Raw genomic sequence first — 17,824 nt, 5'->3', positions numbered from 1 at the left:
CGGACATGTTCGAGGAGTTCGTTCTCGCGGCGAGCACCGCCGACCTGTCCGCGGCGTCGCGCGCCCGCGAGGCGGCCGACGCCGTGGAGTTCCGCATGGATCTGGCCGCCGACCCGCTGGACCAGCTCGCGGCCTACGACGGGACGCTCCCGCTCGTCGTCACGAACCGCGCGGCGTGGGAGGGCGGCGAGGCCGACGACCTCGGCCGGTACGACGCGCTCGCGGAGGCGATCGGCCACGAGTCGGTCGCCGCGGTCGACGTCGAGCTCGCCGCGCTTCGTGGAAACGCGCCGGCCGGCGAGCGATCGCACGCGACGGCGCTCCGCTCGAACGCCCGCGAGGCGGGCGTGTCGGTGATCGCCTCGGTCCACGACTTCGAGTCGACGCCGGAGTTCGGCACGCTCGTCGACCTGCTCGCGGACGCGGCGAGCGAGGGCGACGTGGGGAAGCTGGCCACGACCGCCAACGGTCGCGGGGACGCGCTCGCGATGCTGCGGGCGACCCACGAGGCGACCGCGGCGGGCCACCGCGTCGCGACGATGTGTATGGGCGAACCGGGTCGCCACACCCGCGCCGTGGCCCCGCTGTACGGCTCGCGGATCGGGTACGCCCCGGTCGACGCGGCGGACGCGACCGCGCCCGGCCAGTATCCGCTCGCGACGCTTCGGGACCTGGTCGACGGGTTACGGGGGGAGGGAGACGAATCGGGGACGGGGCGGTAGCCGGAGTCGAAACGGTAGACCGACGGGACGGTAGTCGGTTCAGTCGTGCCGGAAACAGCGCGACCCGGTAAAGGCCATCGCCATGTCGTGGTCGTCGGCGGCGGCGATCACGTCCTCGTCGTTGACGGAGCCGCCGGGCTGGATCACGGCCTCGATGCCGGCGTCGGCCGCCTCCTCGATGGCGTCCGGGAACGGGAAGAACGCGTCGGAGGCCATCACCGCGCCCGCGGCCGACTTCCCCTCCGCATCCTTTTCGGCTTTCATCGCCGCGAGCGTGACGGCGTCGACGCGGGAGACCTGTCCCATGCCGACGCCGACCGTCTCGGTGCCGGTCGCGAACAGGATCCCGTTGGACTTGACGTGTTTGAGCGTCCGCCAGGCGAACAGCATCGTCTCGATCTCGTCCGCGGAGGGCTCGCGCTCGGTGACGACCTCGAGGTCGTCGGCGGTCGGCGACTGGCGGTCGCGCTCCTGGACGAGCCGCCCGCCGACGATCGGCTTCTCGACGAACCGCTCGGAGAAGCGGTCGTCGCCCTCGCCGAGCGGCCCCACGTCGAGCAGGCGGAGGTTCTGCTTCTCCGTGAGCACGTCGAGCGCGCTGTCGGTGTAGCCGGGCGCGACGACGACCTCCTTGAACGAGTCCGCGATCGCCTCGGCGGTGTCGGCGTCACACCGCCGGTTGAGTGCGACGATCCCCCCGAACGCCGACTTGGCGTCGGTCCGGAGCGCCCGGTCGTACGCGTCCGCGAGGGTGTCGCTCGTCGCGCAGCCGGCGGGATTGGTGTGTTTGATCACGGCGGCGGCGGGGTCGTCGAACTCCTTGATCAGCCCGAGCGCGGCGTCGGCGTCGTTGTAGTTGTTGTACCCCATCCCCTTCGAGCCGGGATTCAACGCCTCGGCCCCGACGACGCTCGCCTCCTCGCAGGCCGGATCGGCGTACAGCGCCGCCTCCTGGTGGGGGTTCTCGCCGTAGCGGAGGCGGTCGGCACGGTCCTCCGAGGCGAACCGCCGGGCCGGGAAGGAGCCGCCGGTGTCGCCGTCGACCCGGACCGATCGGGGGATCCCGTCCTCGTCGGTCTCGATCCCGACGCTCCCCTCCGCGAGCCATCTGACGGCCCGCGGGTACGCGGTGAACTCCGCCTCCTGGAGCACCCGCCGTTTCAGCGACGCGGCGTCGTCGTCGGCGTAGACCGGGACCGGCTCCTGGGTGAGGATCGGGCCGTCGTCGACCGCCTCGGTGACGAGGTGGACGGTACAGCCGGTCGTCCTCACGCCCGCCTCGAGCACCTGCTCGTGGGCGTCGGTGCCGGGGAACGCCGGCAGCAGCGAGGGGTGGACGTTCAGCGTCGTCGGGGCGGCCGCGAGGAACTCCTCCGTGAGCACCCGCATGTAGCCGTCCAGGCAGACGACGTCGACGTCGTACCCCGACAGCCGGTCGAGGATCCGGCGCTCGTGGCTCGCGCGCGACTCGCCCTCCTCGCGGACGACGACCTCGGTCGGGATCCGCCGTTCGGCGGCCGCCTCGATGATCGGCGCGCCCTCGCGGTTCGTCAGGGCGACCGACAGCTTCGCGCCGCCCGGCGCGACGTCGGCGATGTGGCGTAGGTTCCGTCCCCGATTGCTGGCGAGTCCGGCGATCTTCATGTCTCACCCCTCCGACCGACCGGCTTTATCGGTTACGGTCGTCGCCGGATCGATGTACACGATCGAGGATATGTCCGTGGATACGCCGCCGCCAGGGCCGCACGAGTATACATCTCCGTGGGTATCGTCATCGACACGCTTTTGCGCGCTCCGGGGGCACTCGCGGACATGACCGACGACCCGATTCCCGGACTCTCGCGTTCGGACCCCCTCGCGGCCGTCTCCCCGCTCGACGGGCGATACGCCGGGCGAACCGCGCCCCTCTCGCCGTACGCGAGCGAGGCGGCGCTCATGCGGGCGCGGACCCGCGTGGAGGTCGAGTACCTGATCGAGCTTGCCGCCCTCGAGGCGACGCCGATCTCGCTCGACGACGGGACGGTCTCGGCCCTGCGCGACCTCCACGACGCCTTCTCCGCGGAGGACGCCCGGCTGATCAAGGACCTGGAGGTCGAGGGGGCGGCCGGCTACGCCGCGACCAACCACGACGTGAAGGCGGTGGAGTACTTCCTGCGGGTGCGCCTCGAGGAGCTCGGCGAGGCCGGCTCGATCGCGGAGCCCGAGGCGCTGTTCCCGTGGATCCACTTCGGGCTGACGAGCGAGGACGTCAACAACCTCGCCCACCGGCTGCTCGTCGCCCCGGCGGTTCGCGAGGTCCTCGTGCCGGCGGTTCGCGAGGTGCGCGACGCGCTCGCGAGGCTCGCCCGCGAGCACCGCGACACCCCGATGCTCGCGCGGACGCACGGCCAGCCGGCCACGCCGACGACGTTCGGCAAGGAGATGGCCGTCTACGCCGCGCGGCTCGGCCGCGCGCTCGGCCGCGTCGACGCCGCGGTCGACGACCTCTCCGGCAAGCTCGCCGGCGCGTCCGGCACCTACGCCGCCCACGTCGCCGCCTACCCCGACGTCGACTGGCCGGGCGTCTCCCGATCCGTCGTGACGGGTCTCGGGCTCGAGCACGCCCCGCTCGCGACGCAGGTGAACCCGTGTGACGACCTGGCCGCGCTCTTCGACGCGCTGCGGGGCGTGAACAACGTCCTCCTCGATCTGGATCTCGACGCGTGGCTGTACGTCTCCGACCGCTACCTCGGGCAGCGCGCCGTCGAGGGGGAGACCGGCTCGTCGACGATGCCGCACAAGGTGAACCCGATCGACTTCGAGAACGCCGAGGGGAACCTCTCGAAGGCGAACGCCGATCTGGTCTTCCTCGCCGACTACGTCACGACCTCGCGGCTCCAGCGCGACCTCTCGGACTCGACCGTGAAACGCAACGTGGGGGCCGCGTTCGCGCACTGCCTGATCGGCTACTCGAAGACCGCCGACGGGCTCGCGAAGGTGGTGCCGAACGAGGTCGTCATGCGCGAGGAGCTGGAGGCGACTCCCGAGGTGATCGGGGAGGCGGTTCAGACGATCCTCCGACGCGAGGGCGACGTCGACGCCTACGAGCGCGTCAAGGAGCTCACCCGCGGCTCGCGGGTCACCCTGGAGGACTTCCGGGCGCTGTTCGACGACCTCGACGTCGACCCCGCGGTCCGCGAGGAGCTGCGGGCGCTGACACCCGCGGGCTACACCGGGATCGCGGCCGACCTCGCGGACGGCGGCTCCGACGTGGCGGGCGACGCCCGCGACGACCGTCGGGCGTAGCCCGTTCCTCGACCCGGGAGCGTAACCGTTTTCTCGCGAGCCGCCGGCCGGATCGCCATGGTCTCCCTCCGTGAGCCCTCCGCCGTTCCGGTCGTCGGCGTCGTCGCCGCCCGCCGGACGTACGCGAACCTGGCGTACCTGCTCGTGGGCGCGCCGCTCGGCATCGCCTACTCGATGCTTCTCACCTTCGGGATCGTGTTCGGGACCCTCCTCTCGGTCGTCGGCGTCGGGGTCGTGGTCCTGCTCGCGACCCTGGTCGGCTCCCGGCTCCTCGCCGGGCTCGAGCGCCGGCTGGCGAACGCCGCGTGGTCGCTCGACCTCCGGCCGCCGGACGACGTCCCCGACGACGCCGACGGGTTGCTCCCGCTCGCGAAGGGGTACGTCGACGCGCCGTCGACGTGGCGGAGTCTCGGGTTCCTCTCGTCGAAGGTCTGGATCGTCGTCCCCACGACGTTCCTCCTGTTCGGGACCGGGACCGCGCTCTCGCTCGTCGCCGCCCCGGCCCGGTACCCGTACACGGCCGAGTTCGGGACCGTCAACGGCGAGCCAGTCACGTGGACGATCGACACCCTCCCCGAGGCCGCGCTCGCGGTGCCGGTCGCGCTCTGCGGGCTCGTCGTCGTCCTCCACGCGTCCAACGCGGTCGCGTACGCCGCCCGGCGGACGGCGGTGGCGCTGCTCGGCCGCGGCCCCGACGGGGGCTGACGGCGCCCCCGGCTCACTCGCCCGACCCGACGAACTCCACGAGCACCCCGCCGGTCGACCGCGGGTGGAGGAACGCCACCTCGTGACCCCACGCGCCGGGCCGGGGTGTATCGTCGACGAGATCGACGCCGAGATCGCGAGCGCGCTCGAGCGCCGCGGGGAGGTCGTCGGTCGCGAGCGCGACGTGGTGGATCCCCGGTCCCTCGCGGTCGAGGTACTCGCGTATCGTCCCCTCCGCGGCCGGCTCCAGCAGTTCGAAGAACCCGCCGTCGTCAAGTTCGAGGAAGACGACGCGCATCCCGTCGAACGTCTCCTCGTGGGCGATCCGTGCCTCGAGGAGGTCGGCGAACAGGGCGGCGAGGTCGGCGGCGTCGCGGGCGGCGACGCCGACGTGATCGAAGCGCATGCCGGGGAGTGGGTCGGCCCCGACTTATACCCGCCAGTCGCCATCGAGTTACGTCCGCCCGACCGTGTCGTCCCGACTCCACCGGCCGATGCGGCGGGATCCGCTCCGATGGAAAGGTTTGGGTGCCAGCGCGTCGAACGCGTCGACGGTGCCCGACTCGAACGCCGACGGAGCGACGGAGCAGATGACCTCGCGGAGCGTCCTCGATACCATCCTCGACACCGCGCTCCACGAGATGAACCGGGAACGCTCCGGGCTCCTCCTTTCGGGGCTCTCGGCGGGTCTCGACATCGGCTTCGGTCCGCTGATGATGGCGGTGGTGTTGACGCTCTCGCCGGGCGGGTTCGGAGACCTCACCACCGAGCTGCTGTTGGCGAGCGTCTACTCCATCGGGTTCATGTTCGTGATCCTGGGGCGATCGGAGCTGTTCACCGAACACACCACGCTGGCGGTGATCCCCGTCCTCGACGGCCAGGCGTCGCTCCGCGACCTCGGCCGGCTCTGGGGGTTGGTGTACGTCGGCAACCTCGTCGGCGGGCTCCTCTTCACCCTGCTCGTGATCCTGTTGATGCCGGAGCTCGGCGTCGTGACGCCGGCGGCGTTCGAGACGATCGCGTCGAAACTCGTCACTCACGACCTCCCGTGGCTCTTCGTCGGCGGCGTCTTCGCCGGCTGGCTGATGGGACTTCTGGCGTGGCTGATCACGGCGGCCCAGGAGACGACGAGCCGGCTGATCCTCGTGTTGGTCGTCACCGGGACCATCGGCCTCCTCCACCTCCCGCACTCGATCGCGGGCAACGTGGAGGTGCTGTTCGGGCTGTTCATGTCGCCGTCGATCACGCTGCTCGACTACGTCGGCTTCCTCGCGCTGGCGACGGTCGGCAACGCCGTCGGTGGCTCGGTGTTCGTCGCGCTGTTGAAGTACGGCCACGTCGTCCGCGGCGCGAACTGACGGGGGCTCGGTCCCTCGCCGATCCGCCGTTCGAGCCGCGCCACGACGAAGCCCGTCTCACCGGGACGGGCTGTACTCGCCGAACTCCTCGCGGAACACGTCCGAGATCTCCTGGACGGTCGCGTACGCCTTCACCGCGTCGACGATCGGGGGCATGACGTTCGCCTCGCCGCGTGCGGCCTCCCGAACCGCGGCGAGCGCGGCCTCGACCGCCTCCTCGTCGCGGTCGGCCTTCACCGCCGCGAGCCGCTCGCGCTGTTCGGCCTCCTGGTCGGGGTCGACCTCCTCTAAGTCCATCTCGGGTTCCTCGTCCACCTGGAACTCGTTGACGCCGACGATCACCCGCTCGCCCGCCTCGATCTCGCGCTGGCGCTCGAAGGCGACGTCCTGGATCTGCCGCTGGACCCACTGGCTCTCGACCGCCTCCAGCGCCCCGCCGCGGCGGTCGATCTCCTCGAGGATCCCGAACGCCTCCTCCTCGATCCCGTCGGTGAGGCTCTCGACGTAGTAGCTCCCGGCGAGGGGGTCGATCGTGTCGGCCGCGCCCGACTCGTGTGCGAGGATCTGCTGGGTCCGCAGGGCGGTCCGCACCGACTTCTCCGTGGGGAGCGCGAGCGCCTCGTCCTTCCCGTTCGTGTGGAGGCTCTGGGTCCCCCCCAACACCGCAGCGAGCGCCTGGTACGCCACTCGAACGACGTTGTTCTCGATCTGTTGGGCGGTCAGCGTGGAGCCGCCGGTCTGGGTGTGGAACTTCAGCTGTTTCGACGCGGGGTTCTCGGCGTCGAACCGCTCGTCCATGATCCGTGCCCACATCCGGCGTGCCGCCCGGAACTTCGCCGCCTCCTCGAAGACGTTGTTGTGAGCGTTGAAGAAGAAGCTGAGTTGCGGGGCGAACTCGTCGACGTCGAGGCCGGCGTCGAGGGCGGCCTCCACGTACTCGATCCCGTTCGCGAGCGTGAACGCCACCTCCTGGGCGGCCGTCGAGCCCGCCTCGCGGATGTGGTATCCCGAGATCGAGATGGTGTTGAATCCGGGGACCTCCTCGGCACAGAACGCGAAGATATCGGTGATGAGCCGCATCGACGGCTCCGGCGGGTAGATGTAGAGGTTCCGCGCGACGTACTCCTTCATGATGTCGTTCTGGATCGTCCCGCGGAGCTCCTCGCGGGGGACCCCCTGCTGGTCGCCCATCGCGACGTACATCGCGAGCAACACGGCGGCGGGCGCGTTGATCGTCATCGACGTGGAGACCTCGTCGAGCGGGATGCCGGAGAAGACGGTCTCGAAGTCGTCGAGCGTGTCGATGGCGACTCCCGAGCGACCGACCTCGCCCTCGGCCATCGCGGCGTCGGAGTCGTACCCCATCTGCGTCGGGAGGTCGAACGCCATCGAGAGCCCCGAGGAGCCCTCGTCGATCAGGTAGCGGAACCGTTCGTTGGTCTCGGCCGCGGTGCCCATCCCGGCGTACTGCCGCATCGTCCAGAGTCGCCCGCGGTGCATCGTCGAGTAGACGCCGCGCGTGTACGGCTCCTCGCCGGGGAACCCGACGTCCTCGCGGTAGTCGTGATCGGCGAGGTCGGCGGGGGTGTACAGCGGGTCGACCGACTGACCGCCGGTGTCGGTCGTGAACTCCGCCTCGCGCTCCCCGAACCGGTCGACGGTGTCGCCGTAGGTTCCCTCCTCCCAGGACTCCTTCGCCGCCCGGATCTCGGCAAGCTCCTCGGGGTCGTACATTACCTACACGGTCGACCGACCGCGACTTAACGGTTGACCCGACGTGCGGCGAAGTGCTCGGCATCCACGGCGCGAGCCCGGCCGACCGCGCCGCCAGTACTCCAGCACGCCCGCGTTCAGTACTCCAGTACGCCCGCGTTCAGTACTCCAGCACGCCCGCGTGCCGGTCGACGGCGATCACGGCGACCGCGCCGACGAGGGCGGCGGCCGCGAACCGCGGGAACGCGCTCGCCCAGGTCTCGCCGGAGTCGGCGAGCCGCATCGAGACCTCGATCACCGGCGCGCGCAGCGCGCCGACGATCAGGCTCACGAGGAACGCGAGCGTCGCGGCGCGGGCGGCCTCGAGCGCGCGGCGCACCGCGTGGGCGATCGTGAACAGCCCGACGACCCCGCCGGCGAGGAACGCGACGATCGTCGGAACGGCCCCCGTGATCCCGGCGGCGCCCTCGCCCGCGGCCGCCGCGGCGATCCCGTCGAGGAACGCGGCGAGCGTCCCCGACATGAACTCGTACTGGCCGAGGACGACGAGGAGAAGCGATCCGGAGAGGCCCGGAAGGACCATCGCGCTGACCGCGATCGCCCCCGAGACGAAGACGACGGGGAGCGCGTGGCCGAGCGCGGTCGCGGCGTACCCCGACGCGAGAAACGCCGCGAGGAAGCCGCAGACCGCGGCCGCCTTCCTGCCCGTCGTCGCCAGGTCGACCGCCCCGTAGAGCACGACCGCGGAGGCGGCGATCAGCCCGAAGAAGAACCCGTAGGTCGCCACGGGGAACGCCGCGAGGAGCCCGTCGACGAGGCTCAACACGAGCACGACCGCGGTGCCGATCCCCGCGCCCAGGACGGCGAGGAACCCGCCGTCGACCTCGCGGAACGCGGCCCGCGCGTCCGGACGCTCGCTCGCTCGAACCCCGGCGAGCACCCGCGCGATCCGGTCGGGATCGATCGCGGTCACCGCCGCGATCAGCCGCTCGTAGATCCCGACGACCAGCGCGATGGTGCCGCCGGAGACGCCGGGAACCGCATCCGCGGTCCCCATCGCCAGGCCCTTCAGATATATCGCGATCCACTCCCGGACGTCCGTCATCCCGGATCAGGCGGCCACGGCGACGCGGTCGGACGCGGCGAGCGAGCCGCTCGACTCGTTCGTCCCGCCGTCCCCGGAGCCGCTCGAGCCGTCACCGACCGGACACTCGGGATCGCCCGAGGGACAGTCGACGATCTCCTCCTCGAGTTCGACGGTCGCGGCGGCGTCGTCCTCGCCGATCACCTGTGCCTCCGTGACCTCGACCTGCCCGACGCTCCGGGTCGTGTAGAGGTCCTCGTCGGTCGTCGTTCCCGTCGTGACCTCGTAGGGCCCGGTCGCCCGCACGCTCGTGTTCGTGTACCCCTCCTCGGGACCGAACTCGTCGTAGCCCGTCGTCGAGTACGGCACCGTGAACTCGAAGTGCCCGTCGGAGTCGGCGGTCGCGTACTGCGTGTACTCGAAGGTCGCGCCGGAGGGTTTCTCCATCTCCACCGTCGCTCGGACCTCCTCGCCGGGCTCCGCGCCGCTCCCCTCGATCGTCGCGCCGGGGACGCGCTCGAACGTCTTCACCCAGTCGTCACGGAACGCGGCCAGCGCCGACTCGCCGAGGACGTCCTGGAAGTTCACGCCGAGCTGCTGGAGCACGCCCACCTGTCCCGCGGAGGCGGAGCGTCCCTGCGACTCGGTGGCGTGGACGAGCCGGTGGTGTTCGAGCGCCTCGACGCGCTCGGAGGGGAGCCCCCCGACGCCGCCGACCTGCGCGCTCCCGTCCTCCTCGACGAACTCACGGGCCGCGGAGACGTTCTCGAACTGCCGGATCATCGTCCTCGGATCCTCCGGCAGCACGGCGAGTTCGACCTGCTCGCCGCCCGCCGTCTCGGCCGCCTGCGTGTCCCAGTCGACGACGACCGGCTCGGGCTCGACCGCGCTCCCGTGGTGTTCGTACAGCCGGATCATCTGGCTCTCGTGGTAGCGCTGGGTGTTCACCTGCATCACCGTGCCGAACCCGCCCTGCTGGGTCTGCTGATAGAGGACGCGGTTGAAGTCCTCCCGCGTCACGTTGCCCGCGTCGTAGAACGTGACCGGCGCGCCGAACTTGGAGTTCGGCGAGGCCATCTGGCGGTCGACCATCACGTACCGGGTGTGTTCGCCCTCCGTGCTCTGGCCCGCGAGCACCTCCCGTGCGGCCTCCTCGCTCGGCGCGAGCAGGTAGTTCGCCGCCTCGGCGGCGTTCTGCTGGAACGGGTTGGCGTTCGGGATCCGCTCCGCGCGGGTGGTGATCCAGTGGCCGTAGTCCCACCACGACTGGACGCCGTAGGCGCCCTCCGGGTACTCGAAGTCGCCGTCGTCGGGTCGTTCGTAGGTGCCGTAGTACTCCATCGGATTGTCGGCGCCCTCGAGCTCGCCCGGATGCGGCGTCTCCTCGTTCATCCACTGGAGGCTCTCGTCCCACTCGACGACGCTGCCCGGCCCGGTCGAGTTGCCCGCGGTCCACACCGGCGTGGCGACGCCCACGAGCGGTACGAGGAGGACGGCGAGCACCGCGAGCGCGGTCAACACCTGCCACCCCTCGATCTCGCGGAGGGCGTCGAGCGATCCCAGGTCGATCGCGTCGAAGGTGACCTGGAGGAAGTACGCCGCGCCGACCGCGACGACCACCGCGAGGTAGTAGTTGAAGCGGCTCTGCGTGAACGCGGCGCTCCCGATGAACGCCGCCCACACGACGAAGTACAGCTCCTCGGCGTCGTACTCCACGAGGAACGTCGCGCCGACGAGGAACCCCGCCGCGATGACGAGTCCGACCACCTGCCAGCTCACGCCGACGAGCCCGCCGATCGCGTCGTACAGTTGGGGGACCGCGTAGACGGAGCCGACGACGGCGAGCGCCGCGGGGATGTACAGCGTGTGGTTCGGGTCGTCGGAGCGGTAGAGCGGACGCGCGACGACGTAGAGGACCGCCGCGAGCGCGAGGAAGAAGGCGAGCCCGTACTGGCCGAGGACGAAGTCGGCGAAGGAGGCGTTCTGAAGCGGCGGCTGCCCCTCGCCGATGGTGCGGAACGTGGCGCGGGCGCTGAAGCCGACGAAGTTCAGGAGGTTGCTCGACAGCGTCGACCACAGCGACGGAAGCGCCAGCCAGAGGAAGCCGGCGGCGGCGACGATCAGGCCGCCGACGGCCGCCGGATAGGTGCCGGGAGTCAGGTCGTCGCGCGCCTCCCACTGGCGGGCGAGCCACGCGAGGAAGACCGCTCCCGCGGCGACGCCGAGCGGGAGGACGATCTGGAGTAGCGAGTAGTCCGTCACCTGAAACGAGAACGTGTCGAGAGGGATCACCTGCATCAGACCCGAAACGGCCATCGCGACGGAGCCGGCAAAGGCGATCGGTTCCGGGCTCCTGCCGTGGTACGTGTCACTCGTGATCTTGACCGCGAGGTAGACGCCGGTGAACCCGACCATCAGGATCCCCGGCTGCCACGTCCAGATGTAGAGGCCGAGCGCGACGCCCGCGGCCGCGGCGTACGCGGCGGGTCGGCGGAGGGCGTCCCAGTCGCGGTCGACGACGAGCTCCCAGACGGGTGCGTCACGCTCCGCGACCGCGAAGGCGACGAGGAACCCGAGGACGGCGACCGACTGGAAGAACACCTCGGCGGCGCTGTGGTCGGGGAACCCGACCAGCGAGTAGCTGAAGAACGTGCCCGGGAGGAGCGCGAGCACGCCGGACGACACGAGGGCGGCCGGACGGTCGACGAACCGGCGCGCGATGAAGAACGTGGGAACCGCGACGAGTGCCCCGGCGATCGGAGCCATGACGAGCATGACTTCCTCCGGGCCACCCATGACCGGGCTGGCGACCCAGATGCCGACGGCCATGATGTGGTCCCAGAGGGTCCCGAACTGTCCAGCTTGGTTACCGAAGGGGAACCCAGTCCACGGGTCGAACGGGAGCGTGTTCGGCCAGTTCTCGAGCAGATAGCTCGTCTCCCGGAGGTGGTACCACGGGTCGTTCCCCCGGAAGTACACCTCGCCGTCACGGACGAAGTTGCCGTACGATCGGAGTCGAGTCCACAACATAAACGCGAAGACGCCCGCGATCGCTGGGACGTGGTACCAGCGTTCGAGGAGGACGAGCGGGGACCTCTCGTCCTCCTCGGCGGTATCCGTTCGTTCGCTCATTACACGGGAACACTCCGAAAACGTCCATAAGCCTTGTTATAACTGGTCGGCGACGGCGGGAGGTCAGAATGTTTATTCGTCCACCTCCGGAACCATCGACCGATGAAGGTCTCCGTCGTCGTCTGTACGTATACGATGGACCGCTACGACGTGTTCACGGAGGCCGTCGAGAGCGCGCTTTCTCAGACGTACGACCCGATCGAGGTCGTGTTGGTGATCGACGGGAACCCCGAGGTGTACGAACGGACGGTCGCGGACTTCGGCGACCGCGAGAGCGTCGTGATCCACGACAATGAGGAGAACCGCGGGATCTCCTACAGCCGGACGAAGGGCGCGGAGTTGGCGTCCGGAGAGATCGTCGCGTTCATCGACGATGATGGCGTGGCGGAGAGCGACTGGATCGAGTCGCTCGTCGAGGTGTACGAGACGACCGACGCGATCGCGGTCGGCGGGGACGTGCGACCGAACTGGCAGGGTGACCGTCCGAACTTCTTCCCCGAGGAGTTCTACTGGCTCGTCGGCTGTGTCGAGCCCGATTTCGCCGAGGACGGCGAGGAGGTCCGGAACACGTACGGGTCGAACATCTCGTACCGTCGCGGGAAGTTCCTGGCGGTCGGCGGCTACGATCCGAACACCGGACGGAAGGGGGACAAACACCTCCAAGCGCACGAAGCGCCGGTGGGGATTCGTCTGTTAGAGGAGTTCGGGAAGGGGATGATGTTCACCGAGGCCGCGGTCGTCCACCACACCTTGTTCGAGTATCGAGGGGAATTCCGTTGGCTATTGTTCCGGTCGTTCTGGCAGGGGTATTCGAAGCGCGTGATGGACCTGCTGTATCCGGATGCGCCCGACGACAAGGGAGATTATCTGAAGTGGTTGCTGACGGACAGGGTACCACGCCGGGTGGAGGGATTGATCCGGTCCCCTTCCGTGGCCGCAGTGACGCAGCTGGCGGCGATCGGCGCGTTCACCGGGGCAGTCGGGCTGGGATACTTGTACGCGGTGGTGACTCCAGATCTCGTTGAGAAGGCGAATAGATAACCGAGCTCACATATAGTTAAATAGCAAACTTGATCGACAATGATCGATATCGAAGGATCTTGCTTCATAATATAATATTTATTATTCATTTAACCGACATTAGTTGAATTTCTGATGATCGTTCTTTGACGTTCGACACTTATTTTATTGTGTATTCTGTTCTTGGGTCTTGTTTAGACGGTTAGACTCGATCAGTCTGAAAGCTGTTCCACTAGTATCGTCATACTAGCAACTCTAGCGAAGTACCAAATCTAGTAGGAAGTGAAACGCGACGGATTGGGTGTACTGCTCTGTTGAATCCGCAGAAGGCGGCGAGATAGCGTCGCTCTGAAGGTGGAAGCGAAGCGGAAGAGCCGAATGTGACTAACCTACTCTTCCGCTTCGTTAAGCAAGCCGCGTCGCTGGCTCAAAAGCGCTGTGCCGCCAGTCCAACGGCGGTGAGTGATCCGACTGGCCACGGATTTCCCGGCTGGAAGCATGTGACGCTCCACTTTTTGCGGGTTCACATGGACGCGACGTACCGCGAGATCGTGGATTGGGCGAGTGAGATGGATCGCGTTCGTGGGCTGTTACAGCTCGCTCGAACGGCATTTCCCGCACCCTCAACGCTGTACCGGTCGTTTGAGAGGGTGCCCATGTCCGTGTGGCGCGCCTTCCTTCGTGAGTCCGCGAACGTCTGCGCTCCGGGCTCGCACGGTACCATCGATGCCACATTCTTCGACCGCGAAACGGCATCGAGACACTACCAACACCGCTCGGATCGCCACATACGCACGCTCAAAACGACGGCGCTCGTCGATACAGATTCGTGTGCCATTCTCGATATTCACTGCTCGGCACACTGGCCTCACGACACGCAAACTGGCCGTCGAGTTGCCCTTCGCAACACCGAGAAAATCGAGAGTCTCGCCGGCGACAAAGGCTATGACGACCAATCTCTCCGGGACGCCCTCCGTTCAGAGGGCGTCCGGCCGTTGCTGCGTCACCGGCTGTTCGCTGCGTACGATCACGCGCACAACGCACGGTTGGACAGCGAGCTATACGGCCAGCGGTGGATGGCCGAGACCGCCTTTTCGGCCATCAAGCGTCGGTTCGGCCCCGCTGTCCACCCTCGCGCTTGGTACCGCGAGTTCCGCGAACTCGTGCTGACCGCCGCAGTCTACAACCTAGAACAAGCTCTCAAACAGCGATCCCCGCGCCGTCATCGGATTCAACAAAGCAGGGTGTACAAACCAAGACCTCCCACTTCGCAGAGGTGGTTGTCTCGCTCTGCAAAAAAGCCGCCGTTGGCGAGCTAGCTCCAGCATACCGACCCGGAAAAGAGGGGTATGCCGACTGGGTGGTTCTCGCCGTTCAGGACTTCAAAGAGTATCTTGAACACGGCTACAGGAAGCTGATGGATGTTCTGCGAGAGATGCCCGGAGTCGCGGAATCGCTCGGTCTAACGGTTGAGACGCTTCCTCACTTCTCCACGATCTGTGCGCGGAAGCAAGCGATTCCGATGAAGCGGTGGCGAGCGATCCTCGACGCGTCGGAGTTGTACGAACTTGGAGAGGTCTAAGTAATCGACGCAACCGGCGTGGATCGTGTCCAGGCGAGCCAGCACTACGCGAAACGGACGGATTACACGCTCGAGGCAGTGAAGACTACGCTGCTCGTCGATTGTGAAACGAGTGCGATTCTAGATATACACTAATCAGTGAAACAATCGCACGATACCCAGTCGGCTGGCAGGTATTGGTACGGAATCTCGGTGATTTAGCGGCTGTGACGGCAAATAAAGGATACGACTGGGAAGTACTTCGGACAAGGTTGCGTGCTGAACGTATCACACCGTTGATTCCGCAACGCGGCCCAGGTTTCCGAGGCTGGGCGAGAAACCTACTCATCCACGACTGGGCGTATAATCCGCGTTCGAACGCTGAATCGGTGCTTTTTGGCTTACGGCAGCGATACGATGAGACGATATAGTCGAGAACGTAGTTCGGTCAATCTCGCGAACTTGTCATGAAATCGGCGATGCGAAACATTGAACGCGCGATCGAGGGGGAAGACCATTGAACGCTGGCGTCTAAACAAGGCCCTGTTCGCGTTTTCGTGAAACCTATTATGGCTTACGTCCCACTAAATCCTCATGAGTGATGATCCTCTTCCGTCGGGTAGCGATGATATTGCCATCGCGCATTGGGGAGAACACGTCAACGGTGGAGGGGACCGCGTTGCCTGGGAGCTCGTACGGGCGTTCGAGGACGCACCGCTGTACGTTGGGTGGCGAGACGAAGCAATCGAACCTGACGATATCGACGCCGAGCAGTTGATCAACGGTTGTCTGAACGAGTGGGCGCTCCAGCGAGGTGGCGTCACACGAATGTTGTCCCATTTGCTCGGGTGGCAAATTGCTGAGCCCCTCCGTGACCACGACGTGCTCGTGACCAGCGGGAACGAGCCACTGTTCTACGTTCCACCGACCGAGCAAGTTTGGATCGCCTACATTCATCATACGAACCGCCGACAATCCGACCAGATCGACCAGGTCGGACGCGGTAAAATCCCATTGTTGAAGCTCCTCTTCTACTACGCGGTTCGAGTCACCTTCGATCACAACACTCACAAACCCGATCAGTTCGTGGCCAACTCCGAGCAGGTGAAACGCCGGATGGTTCGATACTGGGGAATCCCCGAAGAGAAAATTGATGTCGTCTATCCTCCCGTGGACACGCACAAGTACTCACTCGACGACGCAGAGACGAGAGACTACTACCTCACGCTCTCTCGACTGGACTGGCACAAAAGCGTGGAGGACATCGTCCGTGCGTTCGACGACCTTGATGCTAGATTGATCGTCGCTGGAGACGGGCCGGAACGGGATAAACTGGAATCGATCGCGGACGATAACGTCGAGTTCGTTGGGTACGTCAGTGAGGCTGATAAGCGAGAACTACTTGCCGGAGCGAAGGCGTTCGTGTTCAACGGTCAAGACGAAGACTTTGGAATCTCTCCCGTCGAAGCACTCGCCGCGGGAACTCCGTTGCTCGGTGTCGAAGAGGGAATGACGCAGTACCAAGTCATCAACGGGAAAAACGGATACACCTTCAAACGTGATGGAACTGGTGCGACGATTCGTAAGGCCACTCAACAGTTCGAAATGGAAGGAATTGACTGGGACGCTGAAATGATTGAGACCTTCGCCGATCGGTTTTCAGTAGATACATTTCACAGTAAAATGAGAAATGTAGTTTCGCGTGTGATGGATGAAGCCGATATTACTCCTGAATGGTTTTCCGAATATGAGACGAATTCATGAAAATAACGCGGCGATTAGCTCATTCTCGAATGTATCTTTTCACGAAAGTGAGCAACCATCCATCTCTATTGATCCCCAGTAATGCGATGACAAACATCACCCAGGAAAATGGCCTCGCAGGATACCGCAGAATTGCGAGTCCGAGATGTTTCAGAGCTAGCAATCGATCGTCGTTTGATTCGTAGTCGCGCCCGATGACGTGATGGTGGTACGAAAGGATTCGATTGCGCGTCCAGAGATCCAGATCACCAGCCCGTTTCTGGACTTTTTCGAACACTGCGAGATCTCCTTTGATTCTACTCTCGAAGTCCTTCGAAATGCTGTCCGGTTGCTCGCGTTTATCGACAAGAATTTCGTCGACCTGGCCGACTTCATAGTGTTCCGTGATGCGGATCCAGAGGTCGTAGTCTTGGCGGCTCGGTAAAGATGAATCGAATCCACCGACATGATCGAGACATTCTTGACGAACCATCACTGTCGACGTTGGATGGATGCGATCGCGTTCCAATTCTTCAATGTAGATGTCACCACTTGCCTCCGGGTATCGTTTCCACTCGGTTCCATCAAGTTCGTACTGTACAAATCCAGTGTATACTAAGCCGAGATAGTTGTCGGACTTCTCAAACTCCCTGAGCTGTTTCTTTAACTTCGTTGGATCCCACGTATCGTCAGCGTCGAGGAACGCGATAAACTCACCACGAGCAACATTGATACCTGTGTTTCGAGCTTCAGCAGCACCTTTATTCTCATCGTGGGTGAGAAGGCGAACTCGGTCATCATACTTGTCGATGATCGGTTTGAATTTCTCCTTTGACGAATCATCTACAACTAACACTTCGTAATTATCAAAGGTCTGCCTGGAGATGCTGTTGAGAGCATCAACTAGAAGGTCAGGTTGCTCGTAAACTGGAATAACAATACTTACAATCGGATTTTCATAGGTTCGTCCATTCATGAATTATATCGTATATGTGATTCGATCTCGGTGTCCTAATACATTATCTGAGATGCTTGGATATCTAGTGTTATTCTTTTAGTACGTTCTTGTCTCATCTCCACATGTATTTCTCCCCATTGGTGAATCTATTCCACAAGAACTCTCCTGTAAGAGATTGTTGATATAGTTATAGTTTTCTGACGGCTGTATACAAACACCGATCTAAATGCCTTCTTGGCTTGACTAGAGTTTCTGCTACACAGATCCAAATCACAGAATGGCGTACCATCAACAATATGCTACGTAAGAGTGTTCATTCATGTTATATTATAGGACCGTATCGCTCTGTTGAATCCGATGACGACAAAGAGATCGTCGTTAGATCGAACCAAGTCTCTTTTCAAATCTATCGTTCTTTCGCTCGGGTCTGCCGGCCAGTAGACGGTTAGTAGGACGGTTCCGAAAAACACGGTTCGAGAAATCAATCAGAACAGCTATTCGTTTAATCAAACTAGAGCTGATCCCTACACTTTCAGTGGATTC

General features: G+C 65.1%; 12 protein-coding genes and 2 pseudogenes. 8 read left to right on the top strand and 6 right to left on the bottom strand.

Going from position 1 to position 17,824, the window contains the following annotated elements; genetic code table 11:
- Window positions 1-5: 5 nt before the first annotated feature.
- Window positions 6-722, top strand: a complete 717-nt coding sequence (locus tag DJ70_RS09660) for a type I 3-dehydroquinate dehydratase (RefSeq protein WP_094532367.1) — start codon at window positions 6-8, stop codon at window positions 720-722.
- A gap of 39 nt (window positions 723-761) precedes the next feature.
- Here the strand turns inward: DJ70_RS09660 and purN are convergent, their stop codons facing one another.
- Entirely contained in the window at window positions 762-2,366 is a 1,605-nt protein-coding gene (purN, locus tag DJ70_RS09655) for a phosphoribosylglycinamide formyltransferase (RefSeq protein WP_094532365.1), read from the bottom strand.
- Between the two features lie 168 nt (window positions 2,367-2,534).
- On the opposite strand from purN, the gene purB reads away from it, so the two are divergent.
- Together purB and DJ70_RS09645 are read left to right on the top strand one after the other, a co-directional pair.
- Window positions 2,535-4,007 (top strand): adenylosuccinate lyase, encoded by a 1,473-nt coding sequence (purB, locus tag DJ70_RS09650; protein ID WP_094532363.1) that lies wholly within the window; start codon window positions 2,535-2,537, stop codon window positions 4,005-4,007.
- Between the two features lie 57 nt (window positions 4,008-4,064).
- Window positions 4,065-4,712 (top strand): sensor domain-containing protein, encoded by a 648-nt coding sequence (locus tag DJ70_RS09645; protein WP_094532361.1) that lies wholly within the window; start codon window positions 4,065-4,067, stop codon window positions 4,710-4,712.
- Between the two features lie 13 nt (window positions 4,713-4,725).
- Here DJ70_RS09645 and mce read toward each other — a convergent pair whose 3' ends face one another.
- The gene (gene mce, locus DJ70_RS09640) at window positions 4,726-5,118 is read right to left on the bottom strand and encodes a methylmalonyl-CoA epimerase (protein ID WP_094532359.1); all 393 of its coding nucleotides are present in this window, start codon (window positions 5,116-5,118) and stop codon (window positions 4,726-4,728) included.
- A 148-nt stretch (window positions 5,119-5,266) separates the two neighbouring features.
- Here mce and DJ70_RS09635 point away from each other — a divergent pair, with 148 nt between their 5' ends.
- Window positions 5,267-6,070 (top strand): formate/nitrite transporter family protein, encoded by an 804-nt coding sequence (locus tag DJ70_RS09635; RefSeq protein WP_094532357.1) that lies wholly within the window; start codon window positions 5,267-5,269, stop codon window positions 6,068-6,070.
- 57 nt (window positions 6,071-6,127) lie between these two features.
- Here DJ70_RS09635 and DJ70_RS09630 read toward each other — a convergent pair whose 3' ends face one another.
- The 3 genes from DJ70_RS09630 to DJ70_RS09620 all read right to left on the bottom strand — a co-directional run bounded on the left by DJ70_RS09630 (window position 6,128) and on the right by DJ70_RS09620 (window position 11,999).
- On the bottom strand, window positions 6,128-7,804 hold the full coding sequence (locus DJ70_RS09630; RefSeq protein ID WP_094532355.1) for an acyl-CoA mutase large subunit family protein: 1,677 nt from the start codon (window positions 7,802-7,804) through the stop codon (window positions 6,128-6,130).
- A gap of 139 nt (window positions 7,805-7,943) precedes the next feature.
- Window positions 7,944-8,888, bottom strand: coding sequence for a DUF368 domain-containing protein (locus tag DJ70_RS09625; protein ID WP_094532353.1), 945 nt, complete (start codon window positions 8,886-8,888; stop codon window positions 7,944-7,946).
- A 6-nt stretch (window positions 8,889-8,894) separates the two neighbouring features.
- A complete protein-coding gene (locus tag DJ70_RS09620; protein ID WP_094532351.1) occupies window positions 8,895-11,999 on the bottom strand; it encodes an oligosaccharyl transferase, archaeosortase A system-associated in 3,105 nt (1,034 codons plus the stop codon).
- Window positions 12,000-12,101: 102 nt separating this feature from the next.
- On the opposite strand from DJ70_RS09620, the gene aglG reads away from it, so the two are divergent.
- From aglG to DJ70_RS09600, 4 genes and pseudogenes are all read left to right on the top strand, one after another.
- A complete protein-coding gene (gene aglG, locus DJ70_RS09615; protein WP_094532349.1) occupies window positions 12,102-13,040 on the top strand; it encodes a glucosyl-dolichyl phosphate glucuronosyltransferase in 939 nt (312 codons plus the stop codon).
- A gap of 359 nt (window positions 13,041-13,399) precedes the next feature.
- A pseudogene (locus DJ70_RS09610) lies at window positions 13,400-14,227 on the top strand (IS5 family transposase); the annotation flags it as partial.
- A gap of 2 nt (window positions 14,228-14,229) precedes the next feature.
- Window positions 14,230-15,101: pseudogene (locus tag DJ70_RS09605) on the top strand (IS5 family transposase).
- 73 nt (window positions 15,102-15,174) lie between these two features.
- The gene (locus DJ70_RS09600) at window positions 15,175-16,344 is read left to right on the top strand and encodes a glycosyltransferase (protein ID WP_094532347.1); all 1,170 of its coding nucleotides are present in this window, start codon (window positions 15,175-15,177) and stop codon (window positions 16,342-16,344) included.
- Between the two features lie 19 nt (window positions 16,345-16,363).
- On the opposite strand, the gene DJ70_RS09595 is transcribed toward DJ70_RS09600, so the two are convergent.
- Complete coding sequence (locus tag DJ70_RS09595) at window positions 16,364-17,299, bottom strand: glycosyltransferase family 2 protein (RefSeq protein WP_094532345.1); 936 nt, start codon at window positions 17,297-17,299, stop codon at window positions 16,364-16,366.
- Window positions 17,300-17,824 lie beyond the last annotated feature (525 nt).

This window comes from Halorubrum halodurans (genome assembly GCF_002252985.1).
Classification (GTDB): Archaea; Halobacteriota; Halobacteria; order Halobacteriales; family Haloferacaceae; genus Halorubrum; species Halorubrum halodurans.
The sequence above is the reverse complement of the archived record's forward strand: the minus strand, read 5'-3'. Positions and strand labels throughout refer to the sequence as shown.

Bases quoted from the DNA above. Each gene is read 5' to 3' on its own strand.
- DJ70_RS09660 (WP_094532367.1), top strand. From the start codon at position 6: ATGTTCGAGGAGTTCGTTCTCGCGGCGAGCACCGCCGACCTGTCCGCG.
- purN (WP_094532365.1), bottom strand. From the start codon at position 2,366: ATGAAGATCGCCGGACTCGCCAGCAATCGGGGACGGAACCTACGCCAC.
- purB (WP_094532363.1), top strand. From the start codon at position 2,535: ATGACCGACGACCCGATTCCCGGACTCTCGCGTTCGGACCCCCTCGCG.
- DJ70_RS09645 (WP_094532361.1), top strand. From the start codon at position 4,065: ATGGTCTCCCTCCGTGAGCCCTCCGCCGTTCCGGTCGTCGGCGTCGTC.
- mce (WP_094532359.1), bottom strand. From the start codon at position 5,118: ATGCGCTTCGATCACGTCGGCGTCGCCGCCCGCGACGCCGCCGACCTC.
- DJ70_RS09630 (WP_094532355.1), bottom strand. From the start codon at position 7,804: ATGTACGACCCCGAGGAGCTTGCCGAGATCCGGGCGGCGAAGGAGTCC.
- DJ70_RS09625 (WP_094532353.1), bottom strand. From the start codon at position 8,888: ATGACGGACGTCCGGGAGTGGATCGCGATATATCTGAAGGGCCTGGCG.
- DJ70_RS09620 (WP_094532351.1), bottom strand. From the start codon at position 11,999: ATGAGCGAACGAACGGATACCGCCGAGGAGGACGAGAGGTCCCCGCTC.
- aglG (WP_094532349.1), top strand. From the start codon at position 12,102: ATGAAGGTCTCCGTCGTCGTCTGTACGTATACGATGGACCGCTACGAC.
- DJ70_RS09600 (WP_094532347.1), top strand. From the start codon at position 15,175: ATGAGTGATGATCCTCTTCCGTCGGGTAGCGATGATATTGCCATCGCG.
- DJ70_RS09595 (WP_094532345.1), bottom strand. From the start codon at position 17,299: ATGAATGGACGAACCTATGAAAATCCGATTGTAAGTATTGTTATTCCA.